At 59.3% G+C, this 14,995-nt stretch carries 15 protein-coding genes and 1 pseudogene; all 16 read left to right on the forward strand.

The window, feature by feature from the left end; translation table 11 throughout:
- Positions 1 to 75: 75 nt before the first annotated feature.
- Positions 76 to 1,767 (forward strand): annotated as a pseudogene (locus tag GH665_RS39625) (phage tail length tape measure family protein); the annotation flags it as partial.
- 275 nt (positions 1,768 to 2,042) lie between these two features.
- Entirely contained in the window at positions 2,043 to 2,789 is a 747-nt protein-coding gene (locus GH665_RS39045; protein ID WP_246216273.1) for a phage tail tape measure protein, read from the forward strand.
- A gap of 2 nt (positions 2,790 to 2,791) precedes the next feature.
- Positions 2,792 to 3,145 (forward strand): phage tail protein, encoded by a 354-nt coding sequence (locus tag GH665_RS06580; RefSeq protein WP_153135179.1) that lies wholly within the window; start codon positions 2,792 to 2,794, stop codon positions 3,143 to 3,145.
- 5 nt (positions 3,146 to 3,150) lie between these two features.
- Positions 3,151 to 4,467, forward strand: coding sequence for a hypothetical protein (locus tag GH665_RS06585; RefSeq protein WP_153135180.1), 1,317 nt, complete (start codon positions 3,151 to 3,153; stop codon positions 4,465 to 4,467).
- A 3-nt stretch (positions 4,468 to 4,470) separates the two neighbouring features.
- Complete coding sequence (locus tag GH665_RS06590; protein WP_153135181.1) at positions 4,471 to 5,154, forward strand: phage minor tail protein L; 684 nt, start codon at positions 4,471 to 4,473, stop codon at positions 5,152 to 5,154.
- Positions 5,154 to 5,897: a C40 family peptidase gene (locus GH665_RS06595; protein WP_153135182.1), complete on the forward strand. Its 744-nt coding sequence runs from the start codon at positions 5,154 to 5,156 to the stop codon at positions 5,895 to 5,897. Before GH665_RS06590 ends, GH665_RS06595 begins: the two co-directional genes overlap by 1 nt.
- Before the next feature lie 3 nt (positions 5,898 to 5,900).
- Positions 5,901 to 6,476, forward strand: a complete 576-nt coding sequence (locus GH665_RS06600) for a tail assembly protein (RefSeq protein ID WP_153135183.1) — start codon at positions 5,901 to 5,903, stop codon at positions 6,474 to 6,476.
- A 2-nt stretch (positions 6,477 to 6,478) separates the two neighbouring features.
- Positions 6,479 to 9,751 carry a TipJ family phage tail tip protein gene (locus tag GH665_RS06605; RefSeq protein ID WP_153135184.1) on the forward strand — a complete coding sequence of 1,091 codons (3,273 nt, stop codon included), beginning with the start codon at positions 6,479 to 6,481 and terminating at the stop codon, positions 9,749 to 9,751.
- 310 nt (positions 9,752 to 10,061) lie between these two features.
- The gene (locus GH665_RS06610; RefSeq protein ID WP_153135185.1) at positions 10,062 to 10,808 is read left to right on the forward strand and encodes a hypothetical protein; all 747 of its coding nucleotides are present in this window, start codon (positions 10,062 to 10,064) and stop codon (positions 10,806 to 10,808) included.
- 74 nt (positions 10,809 to 10,882) lie between these two features.
- Positions 10,883 to 11,716 (forward strand): hypothetical protein, encoded by an 834-nt coding sequence (locus GH665_RS06615; protein ID WP_153135186.1) that lies wholly within the window; start codon positions 10,883 to 10,885, stop codon positions 11,714 to 11,716.
- A gap of 81 nt (positions 11,717 to 11,797) precedes the next feature.
- Positions 11,798 to 12,112, forward strand: coding sequence for a hypothetical protein (locus GH665_RS06620; RefSeq protein WP_153135187.1), 315 nt, complete (start codon positions 11,798 to 11,800; stop codon positions 12,110 to 12,112).
- A gap of 100 nt (positions 12,113 to 12,212) precedes the next feature.
- A complete protein-coding gene (locus GH665_RS06625) occupies positions 12,213 to 12,557 on the forward strand; it encodes a hypothetical protein (RefSeq protein WP_153135188.1) in 345 nt (114 codons plus the stop codon).
- Positions 12,554 to 12,820 (forward strand): DUF7940 domain-containing protein, encoded by a 267-nt coding sequence (locus GH665_RS06630; RefSeq protein WP_153135189.1) that lies wholly within the window; start codon positions 12,554 to 12,556, stop codon positions 12,818 to 12,820. The genes GH665_RS06625 and GH665_RS06630 overlap by 4 nt, the downstream gene beginning before the upstream one ends.
- Complete coding sequence (locus GH665_RS06635) at positions 12,807 to 13,304, forward strand: hypothetical protein (RefSeq protein ID WP_153135190.1); 498 nt, start codon at positions 12,807 to 12,809, stop codon at positions 13,302 to 13,304. The genes GH665_RS06630 and GH665_RS06635 overlap by 14 nt, the downstream gene beginning before the upstream one ends.
- Entirely contained in the window at positions 13,267 to 13,683 is a 417-nt protein-coding gene (locus GH665_RS06640; protein WP_153135191.1) for a hypothetical protein, read from the forward strand. Before GH665_RS06635 ends, GH665_RS06640 begins: the two co-directional genes overlap by 38 nt.
- 248 nt (positions 13,684 to 13,931) lie before the next feature.
- Complete coding sequence (locus tag GH665_RS06645; protein ID WP_217361867.1) at positions 13,932 to 14,990, forward strand: STAS-like domain-containing protein; 1,059 nt, start codon at positions 13,932 to 13,934, stop codon at positions 14,988 to 14,990.
- The last annotated feature ends 5 nt before the right edge of the window (positions 14,991 to 14,995 follow it).

Raw genomic sequence — 14,995 nt, forward strand, 5'->3', positions numbered from 1 at the left:
GTAACGCGGGTCACAGCCGATGCGAGCGGCTATCGATCGGAGCTGGATTCTGCGCGCAAGTCGGCTCAGGCCTTCATGCAGACGCAGGATCAGGCGTCGCAGCGTGTTGCCGCCGCTCAAAGGGCAATTTCCGAAGCTACCGAAAATGGTAGCAAGGCGAGTGCGCGAGAAATCAATTCGTTTGTCTCGTCGCTTACGCGCGCCGCGGACACGGCGGGCAAAACGCGCGCCGAAATTTTGCAGCTTCGCGCGGCCTCTTTGGGAGTTGCCAGTTCGACCCAGCAGTACATCGAAAGGATTGCAGAGGCGTCGAAGCACACCGAAGAGTTCAGCCTCAAGACTGCCGGTGCGCGCCGAGAGTTGCTGGTTCTTGCGCACGAAGCATCGCAAGGGAGTTGGAAGAATTTCGGCGGCTCGCTGATGGTGTTGGGCGAAAAAACTGATGCGATGGCCAGCATCCTTTCGCCGGCTGGGATGGGAATCAGCGCCGCACTCGCTGCAATCGGCGCTCTCGGTATTGCGATGTACAAGGGAGCGACGGAATCCGATGCGCTCAGCGCGGCACTGAAGAACACGGGAAACTTCGCGGGTAAGACCGCGGGGCAGGTGAGTGACCTTGCTGTCGCAATTGGTAGCGTTCAGGGCGGCACCACCGAGGTCCAGAAGGTCCTCACCGGCTTGATCTCGACCGGCCGCTTTAGCGGCGATGCGCTGGGAGCAGTTGCGAAGTCCGTCATCGCCATGTCGGATGCGACCGGCGAGAGCGCCGACAAGGTGATCGAGCAGTACGTGAAGATGTCGGACGGCGTTGCGAAGTGGGCCGAGGAGCAGAACAAGCAATACCACTTTCTAACGCTGGCGCAATACGACCATATTAAGGCACTGGAGGAGTCCGGCGCGCAATCGGCAGCCCAGGCGCAGGTTGCAGATCAACTTACCGAGGCTCTCGGAAAACAACATACGGAGCTGGGGTGGTTGCCCGCTGCGTGGCATGCCGTCGGTGAAGCTGCCCAATCAGCATGGCGCCAGATGATGAATCTCGGCAAACCAACGAGCGCCGAGGATAAGTTGGGCGCGCTTAAGGCCGAGCTCGTGCAGGCAACGGCGGATATGGCTGCCGGCGGAACGTCGGTTTCTGCAGATGGTGTGTCGGTCTTCGCTTCAAAAGACGATATGCAGGGGCGCATAAAGCAGTTGCAGTCACAGATTGCGAATCAGCAGGCCTTCGTCGATAACGAGCAGAAATTTGCCGCGCAGCAAGAGCAGAACGGCAAGGTCCACCAGGCCGCCATCGATGCCAACAACGCGCTTACCAAAAGCCTCGAGTCGCTCGACAAGGGTTATGCGAAAGACGAGGCGATGCGCAAGCTGTATCAACAATTTGTCGCGCTGAAGAAGGAATATGAGAACACCGGTGTGATGCCCTCGAATTATCGGGGCGTTTCGTTCAACGTGCACACCGGTGATTTCAGCGGCGGACTTTATGACAAAGCTGCGGCTGACATCGCGGACAAGTTTAAGGATAAAACGCCGAAGCACCAGAAAGCGTACACCGACGACGCTGCTACCCGATTCATCCAGCAGCTACGCGATCAGGGCGCGCAGTTGCAGGCGCAGCTCGATACCACCGACAAGCTGACGGCGGCCGAGAAGGATCTCGTTAAATTCAACCAGCAGGTTGGCGACTGGAAAGGCAAGACCCTTACGGCGGATCAAAAGAGCTTCTTGGCTAACCAGGATGCGATCCGCGCACAGTTGCAGAAGAATGTCGAGCTTGAAAAAGAAGTTAAACACAACGAAGACATTGCCAAACTGAAGGAGCGCTCCGCGCAAATCGATGCGTCAATTGCGAGCTATCAGAACGGGCTGAACGAACAGTATGGTCGTCAGCTCGACGCGTTCGGAATGGGAGCGGATGCCGTCCGTAATGCGCAGGCCGTGAAGTCGATCTATGCAGAGTATCAGCGGCTTCAGGAGCAGCTCGACAAGGTGACGCCCAAGGACCTGCTGGGGGCACTGACTATACGAAGGCTTCCGCTGACATCCAGGCCGGCCTCGCCCAGTCTCTCCAGGATTACGACACTTACTACTCGTCGCTCAAGGCGAAGCAGGCCGATTGGACGAATGGTGCGTCGGAGGCCTTGGCGAACTATCGCGATAGCGCAGCGAATGTTGCGGCGTCCGTTGCGTCAACGTTTCAAGGTGCGTTCCGCGGGATGGAGGATGCCTTCGCGTCGCTCGTCACGACTGGCAAGGCCAACTTCGGCGATCTCGCGAAGAGCGTTATCGCCGACATCGCTCGCATGCAGGCGCGCGCAGCGATCTCAGGTTTGTTCAGCTATGCGACCAGTGCGTTCGGCAGTTATTTCGGCGACTCACCTATGCTGGGACATGCCACGGGCGGTTACATCAGCGGCCCGGGAACGGGCACCAGCGATAGCATCATGGCGCGCTTGAGCAACGGCGAATTCGTCATGACGGCGGATGCTGTTAAGCGCATTGGTCCGGCAAACCTCGACGCGATGAACAACGGGGCGAGTGTGCACAGCATGGCCCGTTTTGCGTCGGGCGGCCTCGTCGGATCAAACGTCGCTTCCGCTTCGGCCGCTCGTGGTGATGGCGCCGCGGTCTCTCTTACGGTTCAGACGAGCGAAGGGGGCAATGGTCTGACGGCATCCGATGCGAAGTGGCTGCAAGGCCAGCTCAAGAATCTTGTCGACGCGCGTATCGCCGCCAAGATGAAAGGGCAGGGTGGCTACGCCTGGCAGCTTGCTAACCGGTCGGTGTAAAGATGACGACGCAGACTTTCACCTGGGTACCGACGGTTGCTGGATCGTCGGGTGACGCCATGCTTCTTGTGCGCAAGGCGCAGTTCGGCGATGGATACGCTCAGCGTGCCCCGGACGGGCTCAATAACCGTTCATCTTCGTACAACCTGACATTCATTGGCGACGCCACGAAGATCTCGGCAATCATGGCCTTCCTCGACGCGCGCGCCGGCGGCGAGGCGTTCTACTGGACGCCGCTGCTGCGTCCTCAATCGCTGTTCACCTGTGAGAAGTATTCAGAGCCGACGAAAGACGGCAACGTCTACACGATGACGGCGCAGTTCGATCAGACGTTCGACACAACTTCCGCTACCTGAATTCCATGAGCAACCTCCAGAAGGTCGTCCTCGGCACCCCGCCGAAAGGAGACGACGGCGATACCGTGCGCGTCGCAAATGTAAAGGCGAATGCGAACGTCGATGTGTTGAATGCCCAGGCGACGCTTTCAAGCGCGAAGGACACAATCACTGCGCCGCAAGCGCTTACGGTCGCAGATCATCTCGGCAAACGCGTGAACATTGCTCTCGCCGGCGATGGTGCCGTAAATCCACCTCCCGCGTCGAAGTGCGCGGCCGACAGCGTCATTCTGATGCGCAACATCGGTACGACCGTCGTATCCCTGCCCGCTAGCGTCGGTTCGGGCGACACAGTTGCGCTATCGAAGTTGAACCCGGGTGAAACCGCCCTGATCGACACGGACGGCATACATGCGTGGACCGTTCTGATGCGCGGGCGGACGAACGGCGATAACGAGACGGTAAACGGTAACTGCGCGGTAGCGGGCGATGAGACCGTGGGCGGTGCGCTCAACGTGGTCGGTAAAGCTACCGTTGGCGGCACGCTCGCGGTGGGCGACCTGCTAACGGCCGGCGCGGGCGTTGCGCTTCCGGACGGAACCAGCATAGTCACTGCAGTCACGGCGCCGGTATTCCAGTGCTATCTGTCTCAATCAGGAACCGGTCTTGTCCTGTCGCGTAAGTCTGGGAGCTATGTGACTATCCAGGGGATAGCCAGGCAGATCCCAGCGGCGGGCGTAACGCTTGCGGCTACTAGTGTCGCGGCGAACACGCTTTATTACATCTATGCCTACATGTCCGGCAAGAATATGGCTCTTGAGGCGTCCACTACAGCCCGTGCGGTGGACGCAACCACAGGCGTCGATGTCAAGAGCGGGGATAGTACGCGCACGCTTGTGGGGATGGTTTACACCACAGCGGCTAATAGTTTTGCAGCGGTCGCCACTGCCGGTCTCTTTACCCCGATCAATTGTCTCAGCTTCCACAACCGGAAACTAAGGGTGACTAGTGCGATCAATGACAACGGCCAGGCTCAGGTAGATACGGTTTGGCTTTCTGCCATTGTCGCAAACTGGGCAGATGAACCAATCGAGGCTAGTGCGGTAGGTTCGGGCTCTACGCCTACCTCCGGTAACACCAGCCTGGTCTATATAGCCTACAACGGAAACGGATTAGGTAAGCCTCAGCGCTATTCCAATATCAATGGTGGTTATTCGTTCCCCGTTGGGTTTGAGGTCGCCTATCCATTAGCAGAGGGTGCTTACGCGTGGCAATTGCGGGGGCTGAATGACGGTCAATTGTTGACCATGTCTGCAGCTTTTTTTGTGAAGACAAGGGGTTAACTTGTGACAATCACCGCAGACATTCAGCAGCTAGAACCGGGCAATATTATCGAGTTGTTCGAGGTTGACTGCACCGCGATCGGTGGCGACATGCTGCGCTTTCATGCGCATTTGCAATCGACCTCGATTTTCTGGCAGGGCAACGAATACAAGCCGTGGCCGGTTCAGGCGACTGGCTTTGAACATACATCGGACGCACAGCAGCCGTCGCCGAAGCTTATCGTTGGCGACATCAACGGCACGATCACAGCGCTTTGCGTCTACCTAGACGATATGGTTGGCGCGAAGGTGACGCGCCGGCGCACTCTCGCGCAATACCTCGATGCCGCGAATTTTGCGGGGGGGAACCCGACCGCGGACGCCAACGAGAGCATGGCGACAGAGATCTGGTTCATCGAGCAGAAGAGCAACGAGCAGCCGGGCATTCAAGTCGAGTTCACACTCTCATCGCCGACAGATTTCGGTGGACAGCAGGTGCCTGCGCGTCAAATTGCGGGGTTGTGCGGCTTTAAATATCGCGGGCCGGAGTGCGGCTACGTCGGCATCGCATTTTTCGACAAGAAAGATCAGCCGGTGAGCGACCCTGCGCTCGACCGGTGCAGCCTCAAGACAAGCGGCTGCGAATGCCGCTTCGGCGTGAACAATCCGCTCCCATGGGGCGGCTTCCTCAGCGACACCCTTTCCTGATGAACGAGCAAATCAAGAACGCGATCGCGGAACACGCGCTCGCGGAATACCCGCGCGAGTGCTGCGGTCTGCTGGTGCTGAAAGGCGCCCATGAGGTGTATGTGCCGTGCCGGAATATCGCACCGAAGCCGACTGACGATTTCAAGTTGGCGCCCGAGGATTACGCGCGCGCCGAGGACATGGGCCGGATCGCCGCTGTTGTGCATTCGCACCCGGGAGCATCGGCGCGGCCGAGCGGTGCCGACCGGAAGATGTGCGAGCAGAGCGGGATCGACAAATGGGTGATCGTTTCGCTCGGCGTACAGGGCGATGGGTCGATCGCGCTCGATGATTGGTTCGAGTTCGGGCCGACCGGGTATGTCGCGCCGCTCATCGGCCGCCAGTTCGTGCACGGCGTGCACGACTGCTACGACCTGATTCGCAGCTACTACCAGCTCGAGCGCGGCGTGATGCTTCCCGATTTTGAACGCCCCGATAACTGGTGGGACGACGGCGTTTCGAATCTCTACCTGGACAATTTCGACAAGGCCGGTTTCGTCGATATGGGGCAGGACGCCGAGATCGAAGTGGGCGACGTGCTGCTCATGCAGATCCGGAGCAAGAACGGCGCGCCGAACCACGCCGGCGTCTATCTGGGCGACAACGTGCTGCTGCATCACATGTATGGGCAGCTTTCCGGCCGCACCGTCTGGGGCGGCATGTGGGCGCATTGCCTGCGAACGGTTCTTAGATACCGGGGATAACCAATGAGCGAAACACTCAGGACCGTACGTCTTTATGGCGTCGCGGGGAATCGGTTCGGCCGTACTCATCGGCTCGCCGTGTCGTCGACGCGGGAGGCAATCCGTGCGCTTTGCGTCGTGGTGCCGGGATTCGAAAAATTCCTGATGAACGCCAAAGACAACGGGCTGACGTTCGCCGTGTTCATGGGCCGCAAAAACCTCGACGAGAAAGGGCTTGAGTATCCGGTCGGCGCCGATGAAATCCGCATTGCGCCAGTGCTGGTCGGCAGCAAGAGCGCCGGTCTCTTCCAGACGATTCTCGGCGCCGCGCTCGTGGTGGTCGGCGTGGTCACCAGCGAATTCGGTGGCGGCGCACTGATCGGCCTCGGCGCGTCACTGGCGCTGGGCGGTGTCATGCAGATGCTGAGCCCACAAACGGCGGGACTCGCCGGTACCGGCCCGGATAACGGCACTTCGTATTACTTCAACGGCCCGGTCAACAGCTCCGCTCAGGGGGAGCCGGTACCGCTCGTCTATGGCCGTATGCGTGTTGGCTCGAAGGTTATCAGCGCGGGCATCTACGCCCAGGATCAAGCCTAAACATGCGCATTCAGGGTTCGAAAGGTGGTGGCTCGGGCGGTTCGCCCAGCGAGTCGCCGGATAGCCTGCACTCGATTGCTTATGCGCGGGTGCTTGACCTGGTGTCGGAAGGGCCGATCGCAGGGCTTGTGAATGGCCTGCAATCCGTCTATCTCGACGACACGCCGATCATCAACGGCGATGGGTCGAGCAACTTCTCGAACTACAGCGTCGACTTTCGGCTCGGCACGCAGGATCAGACCTATATGTCTGGTTTCCCTGCCGTCGAGAACGAAAATGCCGTAAGCGTGCCGCTGACGTCAGATATGCCGTGGGTGCGGCAGGTCGAGAACACGCAGCTCACCGCCGTGCGCATCCGCTTTGGTCTGCCCGCGTTTCAGAAATCGGATTCCTCAAGCGGGAACGTGACAGGCTATCGCGTCGAGTATGCAATCGACCTGGCGACTGATGGAGGTTCTTATGCACAGGTAGTGACCGGCGCATTCGATGGCAAGACGACGACGCTCTATGAACGCAGCGTGCGCATCGAGCTGCCGGCGGCGGTCACCGGCTGGCTCGTGCGCGTGCGCCGCATTACGCCGAATGCCCATAGCTCGCTGATCGCCGACACGATCAACATCGAGGCGATCACCGAGATCATCGACCGGAAATTGCGGTACCCGATGAGTGCGCTGTTCGGCCTGTCGTTCGACGCCCGGTCTTTCAGCTCGGTACCGACGCGGGCCTACGACATCAAAGGTCTGCTGATCCGCATCCCGTCGAACTACGATCCGGAGGCGCGCACTTACTCCGGCGCATGGGATGGCACGTTCAAGACCGCATGGTCGAATAACCCCGCGTGGATCTTCTATGACCTCGTTCTGAACACACGGTACGGTCTCGGCGCTCGCATTGACGCGTCGATGGTGGACAAGTGGGGGCTGTACGCGATTGGACAGTATTGCGACGTGATGGTGTCGGACGGCAAGGGTGGTCAGGAACCGCGCTTCACGTGCAACGCCGTCATTCAGTCGCAAGCCGACGCGTACAAGGTTCTGCAGGATCTGGCGACGACGTTCCGCGGCATTGCGTATTGGGGGCCCGGCGCCGTGGTCGCGAGTGCCGATATGCCGTCCGATCCGGCATACATCTACACGGCGGCGAACGTTGTCGACGGCAAGTTCCAGTATGTCGGCTCGGAACGCAAGACGCGCTACACCATGGCGCTGGTCAGCTGGAATGACCCGGCAAACGGCTACAAGCAGGCAGTTGAGCCATACCCCGATGATGATGGAATCGCGCGTTACGGAATTGTCAAAGCGCAGATCACCGCATTCGGCACGACGTCGCAAGGGCAGGCGCACCGGCTCGGCATGTGGACGTGCCTGACCAGCCGATACGAGACGGCCACAATTTCGTTTCAGATCGGACTCGACGGCACGCGGTGCGCCCCTGGTCAGGTGATCGCGGTCGCGGACCCGGCGAAGGCCGGTAAGCGGATGGGCGGCCGCATGCGGGCGGTCAACGGTCGAAATATCACTCTCGACAAGGCGCCGACCGTCGCTGCGGGCGATTCGTTGACGGTGATTCTGCCGACGGGCGTCGCTCAGAAACGGACGGTATCAGGCGTGGCCGGCGACACAGTGACTGTGTCGGCCGCGTTTGATACGACGCCCGTGCCGGGTGCGGTCTGGATGATCGAGAGCGCCGACCTTGCATCGCAACTCTTCCGCGTGATCAGCGTGCAGGAGGGCGACGACAACGGACAAATCACCTACACCGTCAACGCCACGCAGTACGAGCCGGGCAAGTATGCGGCCATCGATAGCGGCGCGGCCATCCAGGTTCGACCGGTCACCGTCGTGCCGCCATCGGTGCAGCCGCCGCCTACCGGCGTCGCGGTCTCGACGTACTCGGTGATCGATCAGGGCATTTCCAAGACCGTGATGGTCATCGCGTGGAATTCCGCCGACAAGGCTGTCTCGTATCTGCCTGAGTGGAGAAAGGACAACGGCGAGTGGGTGACCATGAACGCCGTCGGCGGCCTGCAGGCGGAGGTCATCGGCATCTATCAGGGTACGTATCTCGCGCGCGTGCGCGCCGTGAATGCGATGGGCGTCACGTCGATCCCCGCCTATGGTGTAGATACGACGCTGACCGGCAAGACGAGCCCGCCGCCACAGGTCACGTCGCTCACAACCGAATCGATCGTGTTCGGGATCAATCTGAAGTGGACGTTTCCGGCAGACGGTTCCGCCGGCGACACGCAGCGCACGGAGATCTGGTACAGCCGCACGAGCGTGCTCGCTGACGCTATCAAGTTTTCGGATTTCGCGTATCCGCAAGCTTCGACGTCGTATCAAGGGCTGGCGGCCGGCCAGTCGTTTTTCTTCTGGGCTCGTCTGGTCGACACATCCGGGAACATCGGCCCGTGGTATCCGGCCGGCGCCGGCGTGAATGGGCAGAGCAGCAGCGACCAAAGCGACTACGAAGCTTACTTCGCGGGAAGAATCACGCAGTCCGCGCTTGGCGGCGATCTGCTCACCGCGATCGACGCGATTACCCCGCCAATGGCCGGCCAGGCCGATATATACGCTGGCGACGATACGTCGTATGCGGGTGTCTGGTCCTTGCAGTCTGCAACCCAGGAAGGCGACCTCGCGCTGGCGCAGCGCACCGACACCGTCGCCGCACAGCTCAAGACGGCTACCGACACGCTGAACGCGGCCGTACAGACCGAGACCAGGGCTCGCGTCGATGCCGACAGCGCGCAGGCAAAGCAGATCACCACTGTGCAGGCGCAGGCAAACGCCAACACTGCAGCGGTGCAGACCGTCGCGAGTTCGTATGCGGATCTGAACGGGCGCGTCGCCGCGTCTTACCAGATCAAGACGCAGATCACGGCGAACGGTCGCACCTACATCGCCGGGGTCGGCGTTGGTGTGGACAACAGCAGCGGCGTCGTCGAATCGCAGGTACTTCTTTCCGCGAGCCGCGTGGCGATCATTGACCCCAATGGAAACGCGGTGACGGCGCCATTCGTCGTGCAGGGCGGCCAGGTGTTCATGAGCCAGGCGCTTATTGGTACCGGCTGGATTCAGAACGCGATGATCGGCGACGTGATTCAGTCGACGGCGGTCGGCGCGAACGGTCAGCCGCGATGGATCTTGAACAAAAACGGCTCGCTCACGCTCAACGGGGCGAATGGTGGCAGCGGCTACATGACGCTGAACGATTCGACGTTGCTCGTCTACGACAACAACGGGACGCTGCGCGTTCGACTGGGGCTCTGGTAATGGCGACGGGGCTGCAGATTTGGGATGCGTCGGGAAACCTTGTTCTCGACGCATCGTATCGCGTGATGAGGGTTATCAACTACGCATACCTCAACGGCGGTGGTGGGAGCGTGACTGACGGGAGGTTTTCCCAGGGCGGATGGGTTTCCTTCCAGCCGGAGAAATCTAACGGCGACGGTTATTTGGATCACGGTGTCATTTTCCCCGTCTTCTCGTTTAATGGGAGCGTTCTTTCATGGAGTTACCCGCCTCCCCGTAGCGGCTCTTATGAAACATTTGCAAGTGGCTTTCTCTTCTACGGATCGTACTAATGACCGCTGGCTTTCAAGCATGGACAGATAGTGGTTTGGTGCAGATAGATGGGCTCACGCAGAACTATGCGCTTCGGCAGAAGATCGTCGTGACGACCGGGCCCGGCAGCATTAATGCCGGCAAGGCGAACAGCGGAAACATGTATCAGTTCTCGGCCAACGTCGCGACACTTTCAATTGCTGCAGTTGCGCCGCTAATCGCAATTTATTGCTCGGCCGCGAACGCAACAATACTGAAATGCTGGAGCGTTGGAGTCAATTCCTGGAGCGTGCAGGTGTGGTCGAGTGTGGCGACCACGGTGGAAGTGTTTGTGTTTGACCAGTCGGCCGCGGCCGCGCCTTCGGGTGCCGGATATGGCCTGCAGGTGTTTGATGGAAACGGGACACTCATAGCCGATGCTCGGCAGCGCCTCGCTCGCGTTCTCGGCGTTGAGACCGGAAACATTCACGACGCCCCGGGAACAGGATGGGGGCAGTGGGGGCATATTGATTCCCGAGACTATTCGTTCTCGTACGGAGTTTCCAAGGTTGGGGTTGCCGCTATACAGAACGCCATGCAGTCATTTCCGACCGGCGGTAACAACAACGGTTGGTACAACCTCAGCGGCTTCAATACCGCGGGGGGCACTGTCGTTCACCACTATGGCTATTACCAGGTCGGCAATACCTCGCACCCCTCGAATGATGCCGGCTATGGGACGGCATTCGACTGGCGATTTATGGCAATCGATCTTAGTAATCTTTGATAGCAAATCGTAATTTCGTGTAAACTTTTTTCGCTGCGCGATGGGTCTCACAAAACAACTAAACCGAGAAAACAATGATCAAAACAATCTTGACTTGCATTTTCGCTGCGCTGTGTGTGGCCGCATGCGGCGGAGGCGGGGGCGGTGATAATGTTCAGCCCGCATCAAAATCCCTGACTATCTCCATGTACGGTCAGCCGCTCGTATCGAGCGCACCTGCCGTGGCTCATGCGCAATTGAGCGCAGTCTCCAAGGTTGACGCGGCGCAGTCCGCATCTGGCGCTTCGGATGTCCAGGCGACAGTTCAGACCCTGCAAGACGCGTTGGCTGCACGCGGCGTGACCGCCAACATCTCGGCCAAAGTGATGGACGGCACGACCTTGCATCAGATCGTAATGGGCGAGAACAACGGCCTACCGCCGACGCCAGATCAGTTCAAGACCGATCCGAGTGAATGGATGATCGTGAATTTTCAGCTTGACGATATGGTAACGCCCGCCACCGATCCAGCGCAGCAGGCGGCGATGGATCAATTCGCACAAGACTTGACGGTCTTTTCGAAACGCGCGGCCGTAGCCGGAAAAGCTGTATTTGCTGTGGTGCCGATCCAGACGTGTGACAGTCGCTATTCGGCCGCAATCGGATTGGATGTTGCGGTTTCCAGGGCGTCGAACGACGGGGCTCCGGTCCAGATCATCGGGCAGATTCCATTGACGATCTCGTTTGACACGTCGGGGAAGGCGGTTCCATCGCCTGATTTGGCCCACCTGGGTAGCGATTGCCGCTCTCCGGACGCGTATCTACAGAATCTCCGGGTTCAGGCGATTGCCGATTCGATTGCTGCTGGCTACAAGGACGCAGCTGCAGCAGCCAGCCCGACAAGCGGCGCCTCAGCAGCAGGGAAATAAAACCCAAGCCCGACCAAGAAAGCCAGCCTAGCCGCTGGCTTTTTTTATGCCCATCGACCTAAGCAATCCGCAGGAGAACACATGCCGCTTCAAAAGGATTATCTGACGCCGGCTACCGGCGCCACAGCCAGCTATCACGTTGCTCAGCTCGTGACCCTCGACAAGGTGGGGCAGAACACGTCAGCGATGGTCTCTTCATTCTTGAGTGCGGACATGAAGGCGGCCGGCAAGGTACCGTTGTATTCGCAGCAGATCGTTGTCGACGGGCTACCCCCGGATGGGCAAGACGCCTTTGCCTATGCAGAAGCGCAGCTTGCCGCCGCAGCCCCGGCCGACGACCGCACTCCGACATACACCAATCGATATGTGTTCGCCGGCGCGGAGATCGTCGAGTAAGAGACACAGCGAGAGCAGGACGCCGGCCCTAGGGCTGGCTTTTTATTGACCGCCTTCGGGCGGTTTTTTTATGCCCATTCGCGGCACAGAAGGAGACCGCATGTCGGTAGCACAACAACCTCCCGATTCTCGCCGTAGCTGGTTCGACGGAACGATCAACATTCCGACGGTCCTCTCGGTCATTGGCGGCGCTATTGGCGCCACCGTGTTTTGCATCGGTCTCTACAACAACGTTTCGCAGCGCGTCCTACTCCTCGAGGAGCACGACCGACAGCAGGAGGTTCACTTCCAGGCTGTCGAGCGGGATCAGGCCGCGCTGCGGAGCGACGTGAAGGAGCAGCTCAAGGGCATCAGCTCAGACGTGAAAGACACGAACCAGAAGCTTGACCAGCTTCTCTACAACCGGGCAGGCGTGCGGCCAGATACAAGGGGATGGACTCGATGAAATTCAAGATTTCGCTGGCCGATGGCTGGCAGCAGTTGCATAAGCGCGGCACCGTCATCTTGTCGTCTGTGCTCGCGACGGTCTCGGCGTTTGGGCCGGTGATTCGCGACGCCTGGCACAACGTGCCCGACGACCTGAAGTCGATCATTCCGGCGCACGCGCAACAGGCGATCGCCTACGCGATTCTGTTCGCGTCGATCGTGGCAGTGCGCTACACGGCGATCCGGCGCGTGGCGAAGGAGGTCGACGATGGTACTCAGTGACGTCATTCGTTCCGCTATCGCGCCAGCACTCGCGATTCTCCCGCCGCAGATGGACACACCGCAAGCGCGCGTGATGCTTCTGTCGATTGGCCTTCAAGAGTCGCGCTTCATATACCGCCAACAGATCGGCGGCCCGGCGCGCGGCTTCTGGCAGTGCGAACAGGGCACCGAGAAGACGCGTGGTGGTGTCTGGGGTTTCTATTTGCACCCCGCTAGCCGCTATTGGCTGTCTGTCCTTTGCGCCGCGCGCGGCGTCGCGTTCGACCCCGTTGCGATCTATGGCGCCCTGGACCGCGACGACGTGCTCGCTGCTGGCGTCGCGCGCCTTGGGCTCTTCACTGACCCCAAGGCGCTGCCCGCCGTCGGTGACGTTTCGGAATCATGGGCGCTGTATCAACGCGTCTGGCGGCCGGGCAAGCCGAAGCCAGACACATGGCCAATGCTTCATGCGCAGGCCGTTGCGTCACTTGGCGCGCTTACTTAATGAGGGACGGGAAATGATCGAGCTGCTACTCAAAGCCGGGCCGTGGATCGGCGTCGCACTCGCCGCGGTGTTCGCGGCCATCACACATTTCAATGCCAAGGCGAAGGTTGCATCCGCTAATCAGAAAGTCGCCGAGGCGCAAACAACCGCGGCGAAAGCGCAAATCCAAACCGCCGAGGTGCGTGACGCCGAGGCTCAAGCGAACGCGGCGGCCGCCCAGCAGGGCGCCGCCGCACAGAAGGAGAGAACCGATGTTGAAAACTACGTTGCTGCTTTGCCTGCTGGGTCCGCTGCTGACCAGTTGCGCAACGAATGGAGCCGGTCAGGCGAAGACGCAGGGCGGGGAGCCGCTGGTTCAGGTCAAGACCCGGTTCATTGATACGGCGTGCGACTGGACAAAGCCGATCTATGTGAGCAAGGGTGACGTTCTCACCGACGAAACTGCCAGGGCAATTCTGGCGCACGACTTGGCCGGTGCGAAGCAGTGCGGCTGGAAACCGACGGGCAAGTGATCGAACTGCGAAGTATCTTCCGACATTCTTAACCGTGTGGTCCCGTCATTTTTGGTACTATGCCTATGTCAAGGCAGGATACAATTGCTTGACATAGCATTGAGGCGAAATTGACATGAAAAATGAAGCAGCGACCGAGCTGATGATGCACTTGCAGCAGCTTGATCCCGAAATCAGCCGAATTTTATGGGCTAATTTCGATCATCGAAACCCTTCACCTCTCAGCAAGGCAATTCAAGATGCTAGGGGGATTAGCAGGCAGGCAGCCTCGCAGATACTGTCCCGCCTGGTCAGGCAGGGATTGATAACTGAGGGGGCGGGAGTACGTCCTAAGACCTATGAGCAGCAAACACTGTTTACGCATTCGGTAACGCTGCCGTTAGATGGCCTCGAAGAGCATGTCGTATGGAGCGAACATTTTCGGCCCGCCTTTTCGCAATACATGGGAGAGGCGGCGTTGAGCATATGGGAATACGGGTTCACTGAGATACTCAATAATGCTCGTGAGCACTCGCAGGGAACGGAGGTGAAGATAAGCTCAAACATCCGCGCCGGCTGCACATCAGTTTGGATGGATGACAATGGCGAGGGAATCTTCAAGCGCATCTCGAGAATCTGTAAACTCCCTGACGAGCGTCAAGCGATCTTGGAGCTTGCCAAGGGGAAATTGACAACTGACCCGGAGAATCATTCTGGCGAAGGAGTATTTTTTTCCGCAAGGGCATTCGACATGTTTCAAATTACCTCGGGCGGATTGCTTTTCGATCACCAAGATGGCGAAGAGGATTTCCTCTTCGAACGAGACAAAGAGAAGGCTGGCACGCTGGTGTGGATGGCGCACGGAAACCATACTCAGCGCACTCTCAAAGAGGTCTTTGACGAATACTCGATGCCGGACGAATACACATTCAGCAAAACTGTTGTTCCGGTGAAGCTAGCGCGTTTTGGCCAAGAGGGTTTGGTGTCTAGATCGCAGGCTCAGCGTCTTCTGGCTAGAGTTGATCGGTTCAAAATTGTACTTTTCGACTTTTCGGACGTTGAGACGGTCGGGCAGGCGTTCGCGGACGAGATATTCCGCGTGTACGCCAAAGGACATCCAGAGGTCGAGTTGCAGCCGATCCACGCAACCCCGCAGATTCAACAGATGATCACGCGAGCGACCGCCATGACGTAGTTTCA

Origin of the sequence: Paraburkholderia agricolaris (assembly GCF_009455635.1) — a bacterium.
GTDB lineage: Bacteria > Pseudomonadota > Gammaproteobacteria > Burkholderiales > Burkholderiaceae > Paraburkholderia > Paraburkholderia agricolaris.